This window comes from Streptomyces sp. NPDC005402 (genome assembly GCF_040606575.1).
In the GTDB taxonomy this organism is placed as follows: Bacteria; Actinomycetota; Actinomycetes; order Streptomycetales; family Streptomycetaceae; genus Streptomyces.
In genome coordinates, this window is sequence record NZ_JBEXFB010000010.1 from 42,254 (window position 1) to 62,848 (window position 20,595).

General features: G+C 71.4%; 18 protein-coding genes and 1 pseudogene. 9 read left to right on the plus strand and 10 right to left on the minus strand.

Translation table 11 applies throughout. From position 1 onward, the window contains the following. Positions 1 to 26 precede the first annotated feature (26 nt). A complete protein-coding gene (locus ABZT02_RS20525) occupies positions 27 to 1,304 on the minus strand; it encodes a hypothetical protein (protein WP_356019394.1) in 1,278 nt (425 codons plus the stop codon). A gap of 297 nt (positions 1,305 to 1,601) precedes the next feature. Here ABZT02_RS20525 and ABZT02_RS20530 point away from each other — a divergent pair, with 297 nt between their 5' ends. Then, positions 1,602 to 4,013 carry a SulP family inorganic anion transporter gene (locus tag ABZT02_RS20530; protein WP_356019395.1) on the plus strand — a complete coding sequence of 804 codons (2,412 nt, stop codon included), beginning with the start codon at positions 1,602 to 1,604 and terminating at the stop codon, positions 4,011 to 4,013. A gap of 53 nt (positions 4,014 to 4,066) precedes the next feature. On the opposite strand, the gene ABZT02_RS20535 is transcribed toward ABZT02_RS20530, so the two are convergent. Then, positions 4,067 to 4,639, minus strand: coding sequence for a hypothetical protein (locus ABZT02_RS20535; RefSeq protein WP_356019396.1), 573 nt, complete (start codon positions 4,637 to 4,639; stop codon positions 4,067 to 4,069). After that, positions 4,636 to 5,276 (minus strand): annotated as a pseudogene (locus ABZT02_RS20540) (RNA polymerase sigma factor). The gene ABZT02_RS20535 and the pseudogene ABZT02_RS20540 overlap by 4 nt, the downstream one beginning before the upstream one ends. A 245-nt stretch (positions 5,277 to 5,521) precedes the next feature. On the opposite strand from ABZT02_RS20540, the gene acs reads away from it, so the two are divergent. The 5 genes from acs (at position 5,522) to ABZT02_RS20565 (ending at position 10,879) form a co-directional block, all read left to right on the plus strand. Beyond that, a complete protein-coding gene (gene acs, locus ABZT02_RS20545; protein WP_356019397.1) occupies positions 5,522 to 7,480 on the plus strand; it encodes an acetate--CoA ligase in 1,959 nt (652 codons plus the stop codon). Between the two features lie 146 nt (positions 7,481 to 7,626). Further along, positions 7,627 to 9,045: a Na+/H+ antiporter NhaA gene (gene nhaA / locus ABZT02_RS20550; protein ID WP_356019398.1), complete on the plus strand. Its 1,419-nt coding sequence runs from the start codon at positions 7,627 to 7,629 to the stop codon at positions 9,043 to 9,045. A gap of 76 nt (positions 9,046 to 9,121) precedes the next feature. Beyond that, positions 9,122 to 9,628 carry a phage holin family protein gene (locus ABZT02_RS20555; protein WP_356019399.1) on the plus strand — a complete coding sequence of 169 codons (507 nt, stop codon included), beginning with the start codon at positions 9,122 to 9,124 and terminating at the stop codon, positions 9,626 to 9,628. After that, complete coding sequence (locus ABZT02_RS20560; RefSeq protein WP_356019400.1) at positions 9,625 to 10,566, plus strand: alpha/beta hydrolase; 942 nt, start codon at positions 9,625 to 9,627, stop codon at positions 10,564 to 10,566. The genes ABZT02_RS20555 and ABZT02_RS20560 overlap by 4 nt, the downstream gene beginning before the upstream one ends. Positions 10,567 to 10,693: 127 nt before the next feature. Continuing rightward, positions 10,694 to 10,879: a hypothetical protein gene (locus tag ABZT02_RS20565; protein WP_078616585.1), complete on the plus strand. Its 186-nt coding sequence runs from the start codon at positions 10,694 to 10,696 to the stop codon at positions 10,877 to 10,879. Positions 10,880 to 10,901: 22 nt separating this feature from the next. Here ABZT02_RS20565 and ABZT02_RS20570 read toward each other — a convergent pair whose 3' ends face one another. The 3 genes from ABZT02_RS20570 to nth form a co-directional block, all read right to left on the minus strand. Beyond that, on the minus strand, positions 10,902 to 12,101 hold the full coding sequence (locus ABZT02_RS20570; protein ID WP_356019401.1) for a MarP family serine protease: 1,200 nt from the start codon (positions 12,099 to 12,101) through the stop codon (positions 10,902 to 10,904). Between the two features lie 91 nt (positions 12,102 to 12,192). Next, positions 12,193 to 12,882 (minus strand): CoA pyrophosphatase, encoded by a 690-nt coding sequence (locus ABZT02_RS20575; protein WP_356019402.1) that lies wholly within the window; start codon positions 12,880 to 12,882, stop codon positions 12,193 to 12,195. 886 nt (positions 12,883 to 13,768) lie between these two features. Beyond that, the gene (nth, locus tag ABZT02_RS20580) at positions 13,769 to 14,803 is read right to left on the minus strand and encodes an endonuclease III (RefSeq protein ID WP_356019403.1); all 1,035 of its coding nucleotides are present in this window, start codon (positions 14,801 to 14,803) and stop codon (positions 13,769 to 13,771) included. A 252-nt stretch (positions 14,804 to 15,055) separates the two neighbouring features. On the opposite strand from nth, the gene ABZT02_RS20585 reads away from it, so the two are divergent. From ABZT02_RS20585 to ABZT02_RS20595, 3 genes are all read left to right on the plus strand, one after another. Beyond that, positions 15,056 to 15,730: a Crp/Fnr family transcriptional regulator gene (locus ABZT02_RS20585; protein WP_007383667.1), complete on the plus strand. Its 675-nt coding sequence runs from the start codon at positions 15,056 to 15,058 to the stop codon at positions 15,728 to 15,730. Positions 15,731 to 15,802: 72 nt separating this feature from the next. Beyond that, a complete protein-coding gene (locus ABZT02_RS20590; protein WP_356019404.1) occupies positions 15,803 to 16,831 on the plus strand; it encodes a PQQ-binding-like beta-propeller repeat protein in 1,029 nt (342 codons plus the stop codon). 77 nt (positions 16,832 to 16,908) lie between these two features. Continuing rightward, positions 16,909 to 17,733: a nucleotidyltransferase gene (locus ABZT02_RS20595; RefSeq protein ID WP_356019405.1), complete on the plus strand. Its 825-nt coding sequence runs from the start codon at positions 16,909 to 16,911 to the stop codon at positions 17,731 to 17,733. On the opposite strand, the gene ABZT02_RS20600 is transcribed toward ABZT02_RS20595, so the two are convergent. From ABZT02_RS20600 to ABZT02_RS20615, 4 genes are all read right to left on the minus strand, one after another. Further along, a complete protein-coding gene (locus ABZT02_RS20600; RefSeq protein ID WP_356019406.1) occupies positions 17,726 to 18,556 on the minus strand; it encodes an MBL fold metallo-hydrolase in 831 nt (276 codons plus the stop codon). The two genes, ABZT02_RS20595 and ABZT02_RS20600, sit on opposite strands and share 8 nt — an antisense overlap. Next, a complete protein-coding gene (locus ABZT02_RS20605) occupies positions 18,553 to 19,422 on the minus strand; it encodes an NUDIX hydrolase (RefSeq protein ID WP_356019407.1) in 870 nt (289 codons plus the stop codon). Before ABZT02_RS20605 ends, ABZT02_RS20600 begins: the two co-directional genes overlap by 4 nt. A gap of 515 nt (positions 19,423 to 19,937) precedes the next feature. Beyond that, positions 19,938 to 20,408, minus strand: coding sequence for a RidA family protein (locus ABZT02_RS20610; RefSeq protein ID WP_356019408.1), 471 nt, complete (start codon positions 20,406 to 20,408; stop codon positions 19,938 to 19,940). After that, positions 20,405 to 20,569 (minus strand): DUF4177 domain-containing protein, encoded by a 165-nt coding sequence (locus ABZT02_RS20615; protein ID WP_007383662.1) that lies wholly within the window; start codon positions 20,567 to 20,569, stop codon positions 20,405 to 20,407. Before ABZT02_RS20615 ends, ABZT02_RS20610 begins: the two co-directional genes overlap by 4 nt. Positions 20,570 to 20,595 lie beyond the last annotated feature (26 nt).

Here is a 20,595-nt window from a genome sequence, read left to right on the forward strand (position 1 = left end):
CGACTGCCCCGCCGCTCCCCTGACCGCTAGCGCTGCCTGGCCGCCGGTGCCCCCGGTACGCCCTTCGGCGCCGGGGCGGGCCGGCCGGACAGGAACTCCTGCCAGCCCTGCTTCGGTGTCTCGCCGACCCCCAGGGCACGCAGCTTCTCGAGGGTCTTCGGGTCCTGGGCGTCCAGCCAGTCGGCGAGCTGCCGGAAGGAGACACAGCGCACGTCGGGCTTGTTGCACACCTGCTCGACGGTCTCCTCGACGGCGCGCATGTAGGTGCCGCCGTTCCAGGACTCGAAGTGGTTGCCGATGATCAGCGGCGCGCGGTTGCCGTCGTAGGCCCGGTGGAAGCCCTTGAGCAGGCCGTCGCGCATCTGGTCGCCCCAGAACTCGTACTTGCTCGGGTCACCCTGGGTCCTGGTGCCGGACTGGTTGACCATGAAGTTGTAGTCCATGGTGAGCTGCTCGTAGGAGTGCCCGGGGAAGGGCACGAGCTGCATCGACAGGTCCCACAGGCCCTGCTTCTTCTTGGGCCAGAGCTGCTCGTTGACGCCGCTGGTGTCGTAGCGGAAGCCAAGCTCGCTCGCGGCCCTCATGAAGTTCTTCTGGCCCTCCAGGCAGGGGGTGCGGGCGCCGATGAGCTCCTTGTCGTAGTCGAAGGGCAGGGGGGAGGCCTTCGTCATCCCGGTGTTGGTCTTCCAGGACTTCACGAACTTCTTCGCCTGGGCGATCTCGTCCTTCCACTCCGCGACCGACCACTGGCCGACCCCGCCGCCGCTGCCGCAGAAGTGGCCGTTGAAGTGGGTGCCGATCTCGTTGCCCTCCAGCCACGCGAGGCGCAGCTGCTTGACGGTGTCGGCGATGCCCTGCTCGTCGTTGAAGCCGATGTCGGAGCGGCCCGGGGAGTGCTGCGGCGGCTTGTACTCGTCGCGCTTCTCCTCCGGCAGCATGTACACGCCGCTCAGGAAGTACGTCATCGTCGCGTGGTTCGCCTTGGCGACCTTGCGGAAGTGGGAGAACAGCTTCTGGCTGTCCTCGCCGGCGCCGTCCCAGGAGAACACCACGAACTGCGGTGGCTTCTCGCCGGGCTTCAGGCGGGTGGCTCTGGGCAGGTGCGGCTGCGCTCCGGTGTACGCGGTGGAGCCGTCGCCGATCAGGCGGAACACCTGCTTGGGCGGGGCCTGGGCGGGCTTCGCCTTCTGGGGGCCGGCGGCTCCGCCCTCGGCGGTGTCGGCACCGGTCGCGCAACCGGCGAGCGAGGCGGCGCAGACCGCGGCGACCACGGCTCCCGCGGCAATCCTGTGGGTGGCGGCCATGTTCCGCCCACCTTCTTCCTTCTCTCGGGGCAACGACAGCGCCGCCAAGCTCGCACGAGGCCGAGAAGGAATTAGTACGACAAGCCGATGAAATTGCCACTTCACCCGTTCAGGTGAGTTATTGACCTATTTGCCGGGAAAGTCTATGCCTGTCCTTTACTCTGCATTACGATCCATTTACCGAGCGTTGATTCATCCCGCCGCTGCACGCCGTGACCCACGGCCGCGACCCGACCCCCGTCGTCGACGGGGGACCACCTGTTCCGCGACCGCGCTGCCCCGGAGGAGACGGGAAAAATGTCAGCCTGTGTTCCCACCCGCGCCACCGACCCGAGCGACTCGCACCACACGAGGCGCATCCACCCATCCCACAGCCCCCCGCCGACCCCGCCCCGCCGCTTCCGTATCGCGGGCGCCGACGTGTCGGCCTCGATCGCGGTCTTCCTGATCGCCCTGCCCCTGTCCCTGGGCATCGCCCTCGCCACCGGCGCACCCCTGCAGGCCGGCCTCGTGGCCGCCGCCGTCGGAGGGATCGTCGCCGGCCGGCTGGGGGGCTGCCCGCTCCAGGTCAGCGGCCCCGCCGCCGGCCTCACCGTGGTCACCGCCGACCTGATCCACCGCTACGGCTGGCGGACGACCTGCGCCATCACCGTCCTAGCCGGAGTGGTCCAACTCGGCCTCGGCTGCCTGCGCGTGGCCCGCACCGCACTGGCGGTCAGCCCCGCGATCGTGCACGGCATGCTCGCCGGCATCGGCGTCACCATCGCCGTCGCCCAGTTGCACATCGTCCTCGGCGGCACCCCGCAGAGCGTCGTCCTGGACAATCTCCGCGCCCTGCCCGCCCAGTTGGCGCGTCTGCAGCCCGCCGCGGTCTCGGTGAGCGTGCTGACCCTGGCCCTGCTCCTCCTCTGGCCGCGCATCCCCGGCCGGGCAGGACAGCTCCTGCGCAGGATCCCGGCCGCGCTCGTGGCCGTCGCCGGCGCCACCACCGCCGCCTGCCTCGCCGGACTGACCGTGCCCAGGGTCGATCTGCCGTCCTGGAGCAGCCACGCCCTGGCCGGACTGCCCGAGGGACCCGTGCTGGGCCTCGTCGCCGCCGTGCTCACCACCACGCTGGTGTGCAGCGTGCAGTCGCTGCTCGGCGCGGTCGCCGTCGACAAGCTGGCGGCCGGGCGCCCCGACCTGATCGCCGCGAGCACCGTTCCGGGCCGCGGAGTCCGGGTCGGCCGCTCCGACCTGGACCGCGAACTGCTCGGGCAGGGCGCCGCCAACATCGTCTCCGGCGCCCTCGGCGGCCTGCCCGTCGCCGGTGTGGCGGTGCGCAGTTCGGCCAATGTCCAGGCGGGTGCCGTCAGCCGGAACTCCACGATGCTGCACGGCGTTCTCGTAGTGATCGCCGCGCTGCTGATGGTCCCGGCCCTAGAGTTCATCCCCCTCGCCTCGCTCGCCGCCCTGGTGATGGCCGTCGGCATCCAGATGGTGTCCCTGCACCACATCCGCACGGTGACCCGCCACCGCGAGGTCCTGGTCTACGCCGTCACCACCCTCGGCGTGGTCGTGTTCGGCGTCCTGGAGGGCGTGGCGCTGGGCATCGCCGTCGCCGTCGGGGTGGCCCTGCACCGCCTCACCCGCACCCGGATCACACACTGCGAGAGGGAAGGAGTCCATCACGTACACGTACGAGGGCAGTTGACCTTCCTCGCGGTGCCCCGGCTCAGCCGGGCCCTGCATCTCGTCCCCCAGGGGGCGGACGCCGTCGTGGAGCTGGACGGGTCGTTCATGGACCACGCGGCGTACGAATCGCTGCAGGACTGGCAGAAGACGCACACCGCGCAGGGCGGTTCCGTCGAGCTGACCGGGCGCAGACCGGGGACGCACATCACCGAGCCGTCCGATTCCGCCCACTGCCGCTGCCGCCCCTGGACGGCCTGGCGCAACCACCAGTGCGAGCGCCCGTACACCGCGCAGGCCGCCGGACCCGCCGGTGCGCCCGGCGCGCCCGGTGCCGAGCGGGATCCGGGTTCGCCCCGCGAGTCGAGCGGGCATGAACTGGCGCGTGGTATCAGCGCGTTCCAGCGCAACACCGCGCCGATCGTGCGGGGCGAGCTGGCCCGGCTGGCGCGTGAGGGCCAGCGACCTGACCAGCTCTTCCTCACTTGCGCCGACTCGCGGCTGGTCACCTCGATGATCACCTCCAGTGGTCCGGGCGACCTGTTCGTGGTGCGCAATGTGGGCAACCTCGTCCCGCTGCCCGGTGAGGAGAGCGGGGACGACTCGGTGGCGGCCGCGATCGAGTACGCGGTGGACGTGCTGAAGGTGCGCTCCATCACGGTGTGCGGGCACTCCGGCTGCGGAGCCATGCAGGCGCTGCTCAACTCCGAGCCGGGCGGCGCCCGGACCCCGCTGAAGCGGTGGCTGCGGCACGGACTGCCCAGCCTGGAGCGGATGGCCGACGGCAGCCGGCCCGGCGCCAGGCTGGCCGGTCGGGCGCCCGCCGACGCGGTCGAGCAGCTCTCTCTGACCAACGTGGTGCAGCAGTTGGAGCATCTGCGCGCCCATGACTCGGTCGCCCGGGCCCTGCGGGACGGGAAGCTGGAGTTGCACGGCATGTACTTCCACGTGGGCGAGGCCCAGGCGTACCTGCTCATGGGGGCGGACGGGGACCGACTGTTCGACCATGTGGAGGCGGCGGCGGACCTGCCGACGTGAGCCTCACGGGTGTGCGGCCCCTCCTGGAGGGGCCGCACACCGCCGGAGGGGCACTAGGCACGCTGGGACTGGTCCGGCTTCGGCTTCACCGGGACGCACGGCTCGACGTCGGCCTCGGTGGGGTAGACGTCGACCTTGTGCGGCTCTGTCCCGTCGTTGAAGTTCACGAAGACCAGCACGTTGCCGCGGTGCAGGGTGATCTTCCGAGCCCAGTGGATGGTGAAGATCGGGTCTCGTCCCCCCTCAGGGGTGTGTGCCCAGAGCACCGTGTCCCCCTCACAGCCATAGCCGGGGCGCAGGATCTGCACCTCCACCTCGATGCCGTTCGGGCGCAGCTGTCGTGCGAGTTCGCGCTGGTCGTCGACGTCGATGTACTGCTCCTTGGCGGTGAGCGTGACGGTTCCGTCGTCATGGCGCTCCAGCGCATACGCCGGAGACTCCGCCGGCGTCCCCGGCGACAGCACCACTGCGAGCCCGGTCGCTGCGCAGAGCCCTGCGGCCATGACGAGCCGGCGGCCCGTGAACAGAGGGCGCCGTGCGGCGGGCGCCGAAGCGGACTCCCGGCGCTCGATCTCCCCCTGCAACTCCGCCAACAGGCGGTCCTCGAACGTTGTCCTCGTCGTCATGCCTCTCCCCCGGTTCCTTCCGTGACGTACGACAGGAAGGTGCCGTACGGCTCCCCACCCGGTGATTCCGCCTGCTCCCGCAGCGACTTACGCGCCCGGTGCAGCCGTACACGCGCCGCGACCTGGCTGATCCCCAACGCGGTCGCGGCCTCGCCGACCGTCAGTTCGTCGACCGCGACCAGTTCCAGGACGGCTCTCTCCCCCGCGGGGAGCCGTTCCAGTGCGGCCAGGGCGCGGCGGCCCGGGCTCTCCGCGTCGAGCTTGTCCTCCAGGCGGGCGATGTCGTCGGGCTCCAGCAGTCGCCGTCCCGAGATGCGCCGGTCGCGGTCGGTCTCGCGGGCGACCCGCCGGCGCTCCCCGGCGACCACGTTGCGCGCGATGCCGTACAGCCACGCCCGCTCGCTGCCCCGGGACGGGCGGTAGGTGTGGGCGGAGTCCAGGACCGCCAGGAAGATCTCGGCCGTCAGGTCGGCGACTGATGGGGGTCCCCCCGCTCGAGCGAAGCCGAGAGTGGGGGAGGGTCCGCGACACGCCGGGCCACGAAAGACGTCATCGCGTCCACATGGCGCCGGTAGAACTCCTCGAAGAGCTGTGGGTCGCGCGCCGCGGCCCGCGGTCCGCCCCGTATGCCGTCCACTCGGGCTCCCTTCTCGTCGGGCGCCGGTGCGTCGACGGCGCTTCACCCGTACTTGGGCGGGAGTGTGAAAGGCGTTACAAGTGCTGAACTCTGCCTGGTCGGCGTACGTGGGTACGGATGACCATGGTCGGCCGACTCGACCCCCACAGGTCTAAACCAATTTCCGGTCGACCCTTGTCATCGCACCCCCGGTCTGATGAGCTGTGGCCTGGGACACAACGGACACCCTGGGAAAGGCAGATGCCGTGAGCAACGAAAGCCTGGCCAACCTGCTCAAGGAAGAGCGCAGGTTCGCACCCCCCGCCGACCTGGCCGCGAACGCCAACGTCACGGCGGAGGCGTATGAGCAGGCCAAGGCTGACCGGCTGGGATTCTGGGCCGCGCAGGCCCGCCGGCTGAGCTGGGCCAAGGAGCCGACCGAGACACTGGACTGGTCGAATCCGCCGTTCGCCAAGTGGTTCCAGGACGGCGAGCTCAATGTGGCCTACAACTGCGTCGACCGGCATGTCGAGGCGGGCAACGGCGACCGGGTCGCCATCCACTTCGAGGGCGAGCCGGGCGACAGCCGCGCGATCACCTACGCCGAGCTCAAGGACGAGGTCTCCAGGGCCGCGAACGCCCTGCTGGAACTGGGCGTCCAGAAGGGCGACCGGGTCGCCGTCTACATGCCGATGATCCCCGAGACGGCGGTCGCGATGCTCGCGTGCGCGCGGATCGGCGCGGCGCACTCCGTCGTCTTCGGCGGGTTCTCCGCGGACGCCCTCGCCACGCGCATCCAGGACGCGGACGCCAAGGTCGTCATCACCTCCGACGGCGGATACCGGCGCGGCAAGCCGTCCGCGCTCAAGCCGGCCGTCGACGAGGCCGCGGACAAGGCCGGCAATGTCGAGCACGTGCTCGTCGTCCGCCGTACCGGCCAGGAGGTCGCCTGGGACGACAGCCGGGACGTGTGGTGGCACGAGATCGTGGAGCGGCAGTCGGCCGAGCACACCCCCGAGGCCTTCGGCGCCGAGCAGCCGCTGTTCATCCTCTACACGTCCGGTACGACGGGTAAGCCCAAGGGCATCCTGCACACCTCCGGCGGTTACCTCACCCAGACCGCGTACACCCACCACGCCGTCTTCGACCTCAAGCCGGAGACCGACGTCTACTGGTGCACGGCCGACGTCGGCTGGGTGACCGGGCACTCGTACATCGTCTACGGCCCACTCGCCAACGGTGCCACCCAGGTCATGTACGAGGGCACGCCGGACACCCCGCACCAGGGCCGCTTCTGGGAGATCATCCAGAAGTACGGGGTGACGATCCTGTACACGGCGCCGACGGCGATCCGTACGTTCATGAAGTGGGGCGACGACATCCCCGCGAAGTTCGACCTGTCCAGCCTGCGCGTCCTCGGCTCGGTCGGTGAGCCGATCAACCCCGAGGCGTGGATCTGGTACCGCAAGCACATCGGCGCCGACCGCACCCCGATCGTGGACACCTGGTGGCAGACCGAGACCGGCGCGATGATGATCGCCCCGCTGCCCGGGGTCACCGCGGCCAAGCCCGGTTCCGCCCAGACGCCGCTGCCCGGCATCTCGGCCACCGTGGTGGACGACGAGGCTCGGGAGGTTCCCGACGGCGGTGGCGGCTACCTGGTCCTCACCGAGCCGTGGCCGTCGATGCTGCGCACCATCTGGGGCGACGACCAGCGCTTCCTCGACACGTACTGGTCCCGCTTCGAGGGCAGGTACTTCGCCGGTGACGGCGCGAAGAAGGACGACGACGGCGACATCTGGCTGCTGGGCCGCGTCGACGACGTCATGCTGGTCTCCGGCCACAACATCTCGACGACGGAGGTCGAGTCGGCGCTCGTCTCGCACCCCTCCGTCGCCGAGGCGGCCGTCGTGGGTGCCGCCGACGAGACGACCGGGCAGGCCATCGTCGCGTTCGTGATCCTGCGCGGCACGGCTAACGCCGAGGACGAGAGCCTCGTCGCCGACCTGCGCAACCACGTCGGCGCCACCCTCGGCCCGATCGCCAAGCCCAAGCGGATCCTGCCGGTGCAGGAACTGCCCAAGACCCGTTCCGGCAAGATCATGCGCCGACTGCTGCGGGACGTCGCCGAGAACCGCCAGCTCGGTGACGTGACCACGCTGACGGACTCCACGGTCATGGACCTCATCCAGGCCAAGCTGCCGGCCGCGCCCAGCGAGGACTGACGTCATCCTGACGGGGCACCCGGTCGCGGAGGCGCGCCGGGCGCCCCTTTTAGGTAAACTAAACAAAGCAGCGTGACCCTCAAGGTGTGCCGGGAAGTCTGGTCGGCAAGCAGCACTGCCGTGCCCACCGACCGGAGGTCCCCCCGATGCCCGCGCCCACTCGTAAGGTCCTCGGACGACTCTCCCTCCCCGAGCGCACCTTCGTCGCGGACGCGCTGCGCACCGAGACGGTCGGCGGTGTGCTGCTGCTCATCGCCGCCATCGCCGCGTTGGTCTGGGCAAACGTCCCCGCGCTGCACGGCAGTTACGAGAGCGTCAGCCACTACCACCTGGGCCCCGCGGCCCTCGGACTCGACCTGTCGATCGAGCACTGGGCCGCCGACGGACTGCTCGCGATCTTCTTCTTCGTAGCCGGCGCCGAGCTCAAGCGCGAGCTGGTCGCCGGTGACCTGAAGGACCCCAGGGCGGCGGCGCTGCCCGTGGCCGCGGCCCTGTGCGGCATGGCCGTACCGGCACTCGTCTACACGCTCACCAACCTCACCGGCGGCGGCTCCCTGGCCGGCTGGGCCGTGCCCACCGCCACCGACATCGCCTTCGCGCTCGCCGTCCTCGCTGTCATCGGCACCTGGCTGCCGAGCGCGCTGCGCGCCTTCCTGCTCACCTTGGCCGTCGTCGACGACCTCTTCGCGATCCTGATCATCGCGGTCTTCTTCACCGCCGACATCGACTTCGTCGCGCTCGGCGGCGCCGCCCTCGGCCTCGCGCTCTTCTGGCTGCTGCTGCGCAAGGGCGTGCGCGGGTGGTACGTCTACCTCCCGCTCGCGCTGGTGATCTGGGCGCTGATGTACAACAGCGGCATCCATGCCACGATCGCGGGCGTCGCGATGGGCCTGATGCTGCGCTGCACCAGGCGGGAGGGCGAGAAGCTCTCCCCGGGCGAGCGCATCGAGCATCTCGTACGACCGCTCTCGGCGGGCCTGGCCGTCCCGCTGTTCGCCCTCTTCAGCGCGGGTGTCTCCGTCTCCGGCGGCGCGCTCGGCGACGTGCTCACCCAACCGGAGACGCTGGGCGTGGTGCTCGGGCTGGTCGTCGGCAAGACGCTCGGCATCTTCGGCGGGACCTGGCTCACGGCCCGCTTCACCCGGGCCTCGCTCAGCGACGACCTGGAGTGGGCCGACGTGTTCGCGGTGGCGACCCTCGCCGGCATCGGCTTCACCGTGTCGCTGCTCATCGGGGAGCTCGCCTTCGACGGCGACGCGACACTGACCGACGAGGTCAAGACCGCCGTACTCCTCGGCTCGCTCATCGCGGCCACCCTCGCGACCGTGCTGCTGAAGCTGCGCAACGCCAAGTACCGCAGGCTGTACGAGGCCGAGGAACGTGACGACGACCTTGACGGCATCCCGGACGTGTACGAGGAGGACGACCCGGCCTACCACCTGCGGATGGCGGCGATCTACGACCGCAAGGCCGCCGAGCACCGCCGGATCGCCGCGCTCAAGACCGCCGAGCGGCTTGCCGAAGTGGCGGGCGGGGCAGGCGAGGAGGACGACCGTCGGGCATGATCTGACGGGACGGTACAAAAGACACGGCCCATACAGAGTCACGGCCCATACAGAGTCAGTGAAGAGGGAGACCGCGATGAGCGCACCCGACGGCAGCCCGGTCGGCGCCGAACGCAGCATCGGCCAGCTGTTCGCCACGGCGACGACCGAGATGTCGGCCCTGGTGCACGACGAGATCGCGCTGGCGAAGGCGCAGCTCAAGCAGGACGTCAAGAAGGGTGCGATGAGCGGTGGCGCGTTCAGCGTGGCCGGCGGGGTCCTGCTGTTCTCCCTGCCGATGCTCAACTTCGCGCTGGCGTACGGCATCCGGACCTGGAGCGACTGGAACCTCGCGGTCTGCTTCCTGCTGTCCTTCGCCGCCAACGTCCTCGTCGCGCTCGTCCTCGTGCTGATCGGCGTCGTCTTCGCGAAGAAGGCGCAGAAGGGCAAGGGCCCGCAGAAGGTCGCCGCGTCGGTGAAGGAGACGGCGGGCGTGCTGCAGAACGCCAAGCCGCATCCCCGGCCCGACGGCGACGCCAAGGTCCTCGAGGAGCGGGTCCGAAACACGAAGGCCATCGAGGCTGTGGCACGCTCGTCGTCATGACCGACCCCGCCGCCCCTTCGGCGCAGCAGCCCGCCTCTCTCGTGCGGCCCGACGGTCCCTGGACGCACCGGGACGTGGCCGCCAACGGCGCGCGCTTCCACATCGCCGAACTGGGCGACGGACCGCTCGTGATGTTCCTGCACGGCTTCCCCCAGTTCTGGTGGACCTGGCGCCACCAGCTGGAGGCGCTCGCCGACGCCGGCTTCCGGGCCGTGGCCATGGACCTGCGCGGCGTCGGCGGCAGCGACCGCACCCCGCGCGGCTACGACCCGGCCAACCTCGCCCTCGACGTCACCGGCGTCATCCGCTCCCTCGGCGAGCCGGACGCCGCGCTGGTCGGCCATGACCTGGGCGGCTATCTGGCGTGGACGGCGGCCGCGATGCGTCCCAAGCTCGTACGACGGCTCGCTGTCGCCTCCATGCCGCATCCGCGGCGCTGGCGCTCGGCGATGCTCTCGGACGTCAAGCAGACGCGTGCCGGTTCCTACATCTGGGGGTTCCAGCGGCCCTGGGTTCCCGAGCGCCGGCTGACCGCGGACGACGGCGCGCTGGTCGCCGAGCTGATCCGGGACTGGTCCGGCCCGCGGCTGCCGGACGACAAGGCAGTGGAGACGTACCGCGCGGCGATGTGCATCCCCTCCACGGCGCACTGCTCGGTCGAGCCGTACCGCTGGATGGTGCGATCGATGGCCCGTCCCGACGGGATCCAGTTCAACCGGCGCATGAAGCGGCCCGTCCGCGTGCCGACCCTCCATCTGCACGGCTCGCTCGACCCGGTGATGCGGACCCGCAGTGCGGCCGGGTCCGGGGAGTACGTCGAAGCGCCGTACCGCTGGCGGCTGTTCGACGGTCTGGGGCACTTCCCGCACGAGGAGGATCCGGTCGCCTTCTCGACAGAACTGATCAATTGGCTGAAGGATCCCGAACCCGATCGGTGATCGTCGTGTCGCGCCCGGTGTCCTGATCTGAACACCTGTCCTACGAACGGCCACTTGCCCGGCGCATAGGCCAATTGGGGGGCGTGGGGGCGGTTATCGACCTTGGGGCAGGGGCACACGTCCGGGTATGGGCTGGACGCACGACTACGGTGACGCAGCACGCAATCGACGCTCGGGCGCTGCCCTGAGCTCCCGCCATCAGGGTGGTTCCCCGCAACTGGCGGGGGGCACGGACCTGAGGGTGGGCATTCCGCGCATCCTGCGCCGCCGGGCCCGCTGGGTCTCGGTACGGCTGCGTCACCCCCGAGGCTGACGCGCCGGTCCTGCGGCACCCCTCACAGCGCGCAGCTGTCGCTGTCCACCTGCTGGTTCGCGGTACGCCCCTTGGCGATGTCCTCTTGGATCTCGTCCGCGGTGAGCGCGTACCCGGTGTCGGCGTCGTCGAGCGACTTCGCGAAGACCACGCCGTACACCTTGCCCTCCGGGGTCAGCAGCGGGCCGCCGGAGTTGCCCTGGCGGACGGTCGCGTACAGGGAGTAGACATCGCGGTCGACGGTGCCGCGGTGGTAGATGTCCGGTCCGTGGGCGTCGATGCGCCCGCGCACGCGCGCGGAGCGGACGTCGTACGAGCCGTTCTCCGGGAAGCCCGCGACGATCGCGCTGTCCCCGCTGGCCGCGTCCTCGGACGTGAACCGCAGCGCGGGCGCTTCCAGATCGGGCACGTCCAGGACGGCGATGTCGCGCTGCCAGTCGTACAGGACGACCGTGGCGTCGTACTTCCTGCCCTCGCCGCCTATCTGGACCGTGGGCTCGTCGACGCCGCCGACGACATGGGCGTTGGTCATGACGCGGCGGTCGCCGAAGACGAAGCCGGTGCCCTCCAGGACCTTGCCGCAGCTCTGCGCGGTGCCCATGACCTTGACGATGGAACGCTGGGCGCGGGTGGCGACCGCGCTGTGGGCCAGCTTGGGGTCGGGCGGCTGGACCTCCTTGATGGGCTCGTCGGAGAACGGGCTGAAGACCTGCGGGAAGCCGTTCTGCGCGAGGACCGAGGTGAAGTCCTTGAACCAGGTGTCGGCGGCGCCCGGCAACGCCTCCTGCACCCCCAGGAGCACCTTGGAGCTGCGGACCTCCTTGCCGACGGTCGGCATGGTGGTCTGGGCGAGGGCGGAGCCGATCAGCCAGGCGACCAGGAGCATCGCCAGGACGTTGACGAGGGCGCCGCCGGTCGCGTCCAGGGCACGGGCCGGGGACCAGGTGATGTACCGGCGCAGTTTGTTGCCGAGGTGGGTGGTCAGGGCCTGGCCGATGGAGGCGCAGACGATGACGACGACCACGGCGACGACGGCGGCGACCGTGCCGACCTCCGCGTGGTCGGTCAGCGCGTCCCAGACCACGGGGAGGGTGTAGACGGCGACGAGACCGCCGCCCAGGAATCCGATCACCGACAGGATGCCTACGACGAAGCCCTGGCGGTAGCCGACGATCGCGAACCACACGGCGGCGACCAGCAACAGGATGTCCAGCACGTTCACCGGTTCGAGCCTCGCCTCATCACTTCGCGTTCACCACAGGTCGGCCGGTCGGGGGCTGTCCCCGGAAAGACACAGCACGGACGCCACCCTGTCATGCGCGCCAGTCGAGCGGGACCTGCTTCTCACGGTCCCAGGGGCGCTCCCAGCCCGCGTAGTGCAGGATCCGGTCGATGATTCCGGCGGTGAAGCCCCACACCAGGGCCGATTCGACCAGGAATGCCGGACCTCGGTGACCGCTGGGGTGAACGGTGGTCGCACGGTTGTCGGGGTCCGTGAGATCCGCCACGGGAACCGTGAAGACGCGGGCGGTCTCGTTCGGATCGACGACGCCGACCGGGGTCGGCTCGCGCCACCAGCCCAGCACCGGGGTCACCACGAAGCCGCTGACCGGGATGTACAGCTTGGGCAGGACGCCGAAGAGCTGCACGCCCGACGGGTCGAGGCCGGTCTCCTCCTCGGCCTCGCGCAGGGCGGCCCTGAGCGGCCCGTCGCCCTTCGGATCACCGTCCTCCGGGTCGAGCGCGCCGCCGGGGAACGACGGCTGCCCGGCGTGCGACCTGAGCGAACTCGCCCGCTCCATGAGCAGCAGCTCGGGTCCGCGCTCGCCCTCGCCGAACAGGACCAGCACGGCCGACTGCCGTCCCGCGCCGTTCGCCGGCGGCAGGAAGCGGCTCAGCTGGAGCGGCTCGATGGTCTCCACGGCGCGCACCACCGGGTCGAGCCAGCTCGGCAGGCCGTCCTTGCTGACCGTCACGCCCTTCGTACGGCTCACCCGCGTCATCGCCACCCCCGTCGTCCTGCACTGCCCAACGCCTGACGGGCCCTAGATCGTTCCATCCGGGCACCACACGCGCCCGGCACCCGCGGCCCGCCCACGGAGCGGGGCCGGCCCGCCGGGCACGAGGCCCCGGCGCGACCCGACGATCCGGTCGGCCCTGACGTGCCGGTCCGGCTGAGCACTCCGGTCCGGCCTGGTCCGTCCGTCCAACCGGGCACTCTCACCCGACCTGACATCTCACCCCGGCCCAGCTCTTCCTCCCGGCCCAGCGCTTGCATCCCGCCCAGCGCCACCGCCCAGCCGGGCACTCCGGCCCGGTTCAACTCTCCGGGCCTGCCTGGTTCTTCCGCCCGACCGGGCGCTCCCGCCCGACCCGACACCTCAGCCCAGCTCAACACTCCAGCCCAGCCCAGCGCTCTCGCCGAAGCCAACGCCTCCGCCCGGCCTGTCGCTCCGGCCCAACGGGACGCTCCTGCCCGACCCGACATCTCTGCCCAGCTCAACACTCCAGCCCAGCTCAGCGCTCTCGCCGAAGCCGGCGCCTCCGCCCGGCCTGTCGCTCCGGCCCAACCGGACGCTGCCACCCGACCCGACACCTCAGCCCAGCTCAACTCGCCCACCCAGCCCAGCACTCCCGACCGACCCGGCCCTCCGGACCTACCAGGCACCCCCGCACGACGGCAGCACACGCCCACCCGGTCGCACCACCGGGTCCGACCGAAACGCGACTCCCACCCGCCGGCCCAGCCGACCCGCGCCGGTGTCCGGGCCCCGCGGGGCTCGTCCCGTCGCCCGGGTGATCCGACCGGCCGCACCGCGCGGGCGAACCCCTTGGCCCGATCCGGCCCGTCGACCCGATCCGGTCTGCCCGGCCACGCCGTCCGCAGCCTCACCCGGTGGCCCCCAGCGGCGGCGCGGCCTTTCCGCCCGCGTCCAGATAGGCCTGCGGTGGGTTCAGCCGCTGGCCCGGGAAGCCGCCCTTCTCGTACTTGAGCAGCTTTCGCGCCTTCTCCGGGTCCGTCTCGCCCTCGCCGTAGGCCGGGCAGAGCGGGGCGATGGGGCAGGCGCCGCAGGCGGGCTTGCGGGCGTGGCAGATGCGGCGGCCGTGCCAGATGACGTGGTGCGACAGGTCCGTCCAGTCGCTCTTGGGGAAGAGCGCCGAGACGGCGGCCTCGATCTTTTCGGGGTCGGTCTCGTCGGTCCACTGCCAGCGCCTGACCAGCCGCATGAAGTGCGTGTCAACGGTGATGCCGGGCCGCCCGAAGGCGTTGCCGAGGACGACGAAGGCGGTCTTGCGACCCACACCGGGCAGCGTGACGAGGTCGTCGAGCCGCCCCGGGACCTCGCCGCCGAAGTTCTCCACCAGCGCCTTGGACAGCCCTATGACCGACTTGGTCTTGGCCCGGAAGAACCCGGTCGGCCGGAGGATTTCCTCGACCTCCTCGGGGTTGGCCGCGGCCAGGTCCTCGGGCGTCGGGTACTTGGCGAACAGCGCGGGAGTCGTCTGATTGACCCTCAAGTCGGTGGTCTGCGCGGACAGGACCGTCGCCAGAATCAGTTGGAAGGGGTTCTCGAAGTCCAACTCGGGGTGGGCGTACGGGAACACCTCCGCGAGCTCCCGGTTGATACGCCGGGCACGACGGACGAGGGCGGTCTGCGACTCGTTCCTCGGAGGCTTCGCGGCAACCGTCTTGATGGCCGAGGCCTTCTTCACGGCACCCGCCGCCTTCTTGGGAGCGACGGTCGCCTTCTTCACGGCGGCCACCTTCTTCACGGCGGCGGCCTTCCGCACGGGAGCCGTCTCCTTCGTCGCCTTCTTCGCCGAAGTCCTCTTCTCCACCGGAGCCTTCCCTGCCGCTTTTGCCGTTTTCTTACCGCCCCCGACGCCCTGTTCGCCCACAGCGGAATCTCGGCGGGCAACCACCCGTCCAGCCCCCTTGGCCTGTGCTCTCACCGGCGTTTTGGACACCCGGCCAGCCTAGAGCCCGGCACTGACATCCGCCCCGGACCCCGGAGACCGGCCCCCAATTGGACCCCTGCCGCTTACCCCGGGACATGTGTGCGGCATCCTTGTGACAGATCACACTGTTTGGACCGTCCGGCAAAATGGGCACCGGGTTCCCCTGGTACCAAGGGGGAACAAGATCCCCTGAGCAGGTCGACAAGGAGAGAACTCGTGGACGACGTTCTGCGGCGCAACCCGCTCTTCGCGGCACTCGACGACGAGCAGTCCGCGGAACTGCGCGCCTCCATGAGTGAGGTGACTCTCGCGCGTGGCGACTCCCTGTTCCACGAGGGCGACCCCGGAGACCGGCTCTACGCGGTCACCGAGGGCAAGGTGAAGCTCCACCGCACCTCCCCCGACGGCCGCGAGAACATGCTGGCCGTTCTCGGCCCCGGTGAACTCATCGGCGAGCTGTCGCTCTTCGACCCGGGCCCGCGCACCGCGACCGCCACCGCGCTGACCGAGGTCAAGCTGCTCGGCCTCGGCCACGGTGACCTCCAGCCCTGGCTGAGCGCGCGTCCCGAGGTGGCCTCCGCGCTCCTGCGAGCCATCGCGCGGCGTCTGCGCAGGACCAACGACCAGATGTCCGACCTGGTCTTCTCGGACGTGCCGGGCCGCGTGGCGCGCGCGCTGCTCGACCTCTCCCGCCGCTTCGGCGTGCAGTCCGAGGAAGGCATCCACGTCGTCCACGACCTCACGCAGGAGGAGCTGGCCCAGCTGGTCGGCGCCTCCCGTGAGACGGTCAACAAGGCCCTCGCGGACTTCGCCCAGCGCGGCTGGCTGCGCCTGGAGGCCCGCGCGGTGATCCTCCTGGACGTCGAGAGGCTCGCCAAGCGCTCGCGCTGAGCGCGGATCGTCGTACGACGTCGAAGGGCCCTGCCGCACGGCGGGGCCCTTCCCGTATCCCCAGGGGTGGGCATGCACGAGGACAGGGCGCCGGAGTCGGTCTGGCGGCATTCGCGGTGGCGGGGATCGGTGCGGCGGCTGTGGACGTCTCCCTGGGAGACCGACCTCCGTGACAAGCCGCTGGCCCTGTGGGCGACGGACGACGCCGTCGTGGACGTCCGCTTCGACCGGGTGCGGGCCTTCCGGATCCCCACGGGCGCTCCGGTGTGGACGTGGCGGCCACCGGGCGAGGAGGTGGTCGTGGTGGCGTCGTCCGACGTCCGGGAAGGCCTCGGGGTGGTACTGCACCACGATGACGGCGCCGCCGACGCCGGTCACATCCGCGTCACCGCACTGGACCTGACCACGGGCGAGGTCGCCTGGAGCCGCCCCCAGCGCCGGGACGGGCTCGGTCCCCTCACCCGCCGCACCGGCGGCACGGCCCTGGCCGGGGGCCGGATCGCGGCGGTGGACGGCCTGGCGCTGCGCGCCCTGGACGCACGCACCGGAGAGCCGGCCTGGGAGGGCACGATCACGGACGAACGCGTGGAGAAGGTGTCCGTCCTGCTCGCCGAGCCCTTCGTGGTACGGCTGGACGGCCGGGGCGCGCGCGGCAGACCCCGGCTCCGCGTGGCCCGCTCGGACGTGGCGCTCACACCGCCGGAGGGGTACGCGGACTTCGGCGGGAAGCTCGCCGTGGCCGGTGACACCCTCGCGGTCGAACTGATACCTCGCGACACCCCGCAGCGGGATGACCGGCATCGGGACGACCGGCATCGGATCGGGGCGTTCTCCCTCTCCTCCGGCAGGCTGCTGTGGACATGGCAGGGCGGCGAGGTCTCCTCCTGCACCCTCCTGGCCCACCGAGGCTGGTTCCTGGTCCTCCACCGCCGGGGCGACCACCTCGCCGTCCTCGACCCCGCCGACGGCCGGCTCGTGGCCCGTCGCCGGCTGGGCGGCGTCGGATCCGACCTGCTGGCCGCCGCGTCCGGTGACGTGATCGCCACCGCCTGCCGCTCCCACAGCACCTCGCGCCGCCTGCGCGTCTTCCGGTGGCGGTGACCACGTTCGGCCCCACACGGGCCACCCAGGGCCGTTAATGAGCTGCCTCCGGGTCCGCCCCCGGGCACAGTGATCCCATGGCCGCCGAAACCGTTCCCCCCATCGCCCCCAAAGGACTCGACGCCGAGGGTTACATCGAGCGCGAGGGCTCCCTCGTGCGGATCCCGCAGCCCTTCCGCCCGGTCGTCGCCGCCGCCCGCGACCGGGTGCTGGACCTGTTCGGGCCGAGGCTGCACAGCGCGTACCTCTACGGCTCGATTCCGCGCGGCACCGCGCGCGTGGGCCGTAGCGACCTCGACCTTCTCCTCGCCCTGGGGGACGAGCCGACCGACGCGGACCGGGAGGGCGTACGGGAGCTGGGAGAGGCGCTCGACAAGGAGTTCCCGCAGATCGACGGCGTCGGAACGCTGCTCTACAGCCGCGATCTCCTGCTGAGCGACCTGGAACGCCACGACCTGGGCTGGTTCGTGGCCTGCCTGTGCACCCCGCTGCTCGGCGACGACCTGGCGGAGTACCTCCCCCGCTACCGCCCCGACTCCCTCCTGGCCCGCGAGACCAACGGCGACCTCGCCGTGCTGCTCCCCCGCTGGCGCGAGCGGATCGAGACGGCGGACTCGGACGAGACCCGGACCCGCCTCGTCCGCTTCATGTCCCGCCACCTGGTCCGCACCGCGTTCACCCTGGTCATGCCCCGCTGGAACGGCTGGACGAGCGACCTGGAAGAGATGGCACAGGTCTTCGCCGCGTACTACCCGGAGCGCGCCGACCAGCTGAGAACGGCGGCCGCCCTGGGCCACGCCCCGACCGCCGACAACGCCGTACTGCGCACGTACGTCGACGACCTGGGCCCCTGGCTGGCGGACGAGTACGCGCGCGTGCACGGCACGAAGACTCCTAGATGAGCCCGTGCCCCTCCAGATACTCCAGCTGGGCCCGCACCGACAGCTCGGCCGCGGGCCAGAGCGACCGGTCCACATCCGCGTACACGTGTTCCACGACGGCACCGGGCGTCCGGTGTCCGTTCTCCACGGCCGTCTCGACCTGGGCGAGCCGGTGGGCACGGTGGGCGAGATAGAACTCGACGGCACCCTGGGCGTCCTCCAGGACGGGCCCGTGGCCCGGCAGGACGGTGTGGACGCCGTCGTCGACCGTCAGGGACCTCAGCCGCCGCAGGGAGTCCAGATAGTCGCCCAGGCGGCCGTCGGGATGGGCCACGACGGTCGTACCGCGCCCCAGGATGGTGTCACCGGTCACGACGGCCTGATCGGCCGGGAGATGGAAGCACAGCGAGTCGGCGGTGTGCCCGGGCGTCGGGACGACCCTCAGCTCCAGCCCGCCGACGCGCACCACGTCCCCCGCGCCGAGCCCTTCCTCCCCCAGCCGCAGCGCGGGGTCGAGAGCGCGCACCTTGGTGCCGGTCAGCCCGGCGAACCGGACGGCGCCCTCGGCGTGGTCGGGGTGGCCGTGGGTGAGCAGCGTGAGCGCGACCCGCTTGCCGGCCGCCTCGGCGGTGTCGACGACCGCGCGGAGGTGCCCCTCGTCGAGCGGACCGGGATCGACCACGACCGCCAGCTCCGAGTCCGGCTCCGACAGGATCCAGGTGTTGGTCCCGTCCAGGGTCATCGCGGAGGCGTTGGGCGCGAGGACGTTGACGGCCCGCGCTGTGGCGGGGCCCGAGAGGACCCCGCCCCGTGGCTGGCCGGGGAGGGCTGCGGCGTCGGTCATGCGGAGGCTCCACCGGTCGGGATGTGTTTGGTGAACTCGTCGTGCCCCGGCCAGGAGAGCACGATCTCGCCGTCCACCAGCCGGGCCCGCGCGAGCACCGGGGTCAGGTCACGGTCGGGCGCGGCGGCGAGCGCGGCGGCGGCGGTGCCGTACGCGGTGAGCTGCCGCAGCGTGGCGATGGTGGGTGGCATCATCAGCAACTCGCCCTTGTCGTAGCCGTCCGCCGCGTCCTGGGGCCGGATCCACACCGTACGGTCGGCCTCGGTGGAGGCGTTGCGGGTGCGCTGCCCCTCCGGGAGGGCGGCGACGAAGAACCACGTGTCATAGCGGCGGGGTTCGAACTCGGGCGTGATCCAGCGCGTCCAGGCCCCCAGCAGATCCGACCGCAGCACGAGCCCCCGGCGTTCCAGGAACTCCGCGAAGGACAGATCCCGGGCCACGAGGGCGGCGCGGTCCGCCTCCCACTCCGCGCCCGTGGTGTCACCGACCACCGACTCGGCCGTCGGCCCGGCGAGCAGGACGCCCGCCTCCTCGTACGTCTCCCGCACCGCCGCGCAGACGATCGCCTGAGCCGTCGTCTCGTCCACCCCGAGCCGACGCGCCCACCACGCGCGCGTGGGACCCGCCCAGTGGATGTGGTGCTCGTCGTCACGGGGGTCGACGCCACCGCCGGGATAGGCGTACGCACCGCCGGCGAACGCCATGGAGGCCCGCCTGCGCAGCATGTGCACGAAGGTGCCGGTCGCCGTGTCCTTCAGCAGCATCACGGTGGCGGCCCGTCTCGGCTCGGCCGGCCGCAGCGTGCCGTCCGCGAGCGCGCGGATACGGTCCGGCCATTCCGCTGGGTACCACTGCCCGTTTGCCATGGCCGGAGGCTAACTCGTGGAGGGCGGATGTTCGAGGGCCGGGCGCGTGAGGGGGCACCGGGTCGGGCGGTCGGGCGGGTGCGGGCCGGTGGGGGCTGGTCGCGCGGTTCCCCGCGGGCCGCTGCGCCGGGCCTCGGCCGGGGCGCCTACGGGGTGCCTCGCTGGTGTCGTCGGGCGGCTGCGGGCCGGTGGGGCTGGTCGAGCATGTCCCCGGCGGGCAGCTGCCTGAGCCGGACGCCCATGAGGGTGCCTCGCTGGGGCGTCGGGGGCGGCTGCGGCCGGTGGGGGCTGGTCGTGCAGTTCCCCGCGCCCCTGACGAGTCGCAGGCAGCCTGTGCCACGATGGGCCGTTTGCCGTTTGCCGCGTACGGCACGAAGGGAAGGGGGTGGGGGCCTCCGCCCGCAGCGCACCCCGGCCCCGCCCACGACGTAACGAGCCCGCCGCAGGCGTTCAGGGGCGCGGGGAACTGCGCAGAACACCCGCCCCCACCGAACCCGTACAGGCCGCCGCAGGCATCACGCCTCGGTCAGCTCCACCTGCACCTCGACCTCGACCGGCGCATCGAGCGGCAGCACAGCCACCCCCACCGCACTCCGCGCGTGCACACCCGCCTCACCGAGCACCTCGCCCAGCAGCTCGCTCGCGCCGTTGATCACGCCCGGCTGTCCCGTGAAGTCCGCGGCGGACGCCACGAACCCCACGACCTTCACCACGCGCGCGATCCGGTCCAGGTCACCGGCGACCGACTTCACCGCCGCCAGCGCGTTCAGCGCGCACGTGCGGGCCAGCGCCTTCGCCTCCTCGGCCGTGACCTCCGCGCCCACCTTGCCGGTGACCGGAAGCTTGCCGTCGACCATGGGCAGCTGGCCCGAGGTGTACACGTACACACCCGACTGCACGGCCGGCTGGTACGCCGCCAGCGGCGGCACGACCGCCGGCAGCGTCAGCCCCAGCTCCGCGAGCCGCGCCTCGACCGCCCCGCTCACGCCGCCTTCTCCCGCTTCAGGTACGCCACCAGCTGCTCGGGGTTGTTCGGCCCGGGCACGACCTGCACGAGCTCCCACCCGTCCTCGCCCCAGGTGTCCAGAATCTGCTTCGTGGCGTGGACGAGCAGCGGCACGGTCGCGTATTCCCACTTCTTGGTCATGCGGCCGACTTTAGCCGCTGCTCAAC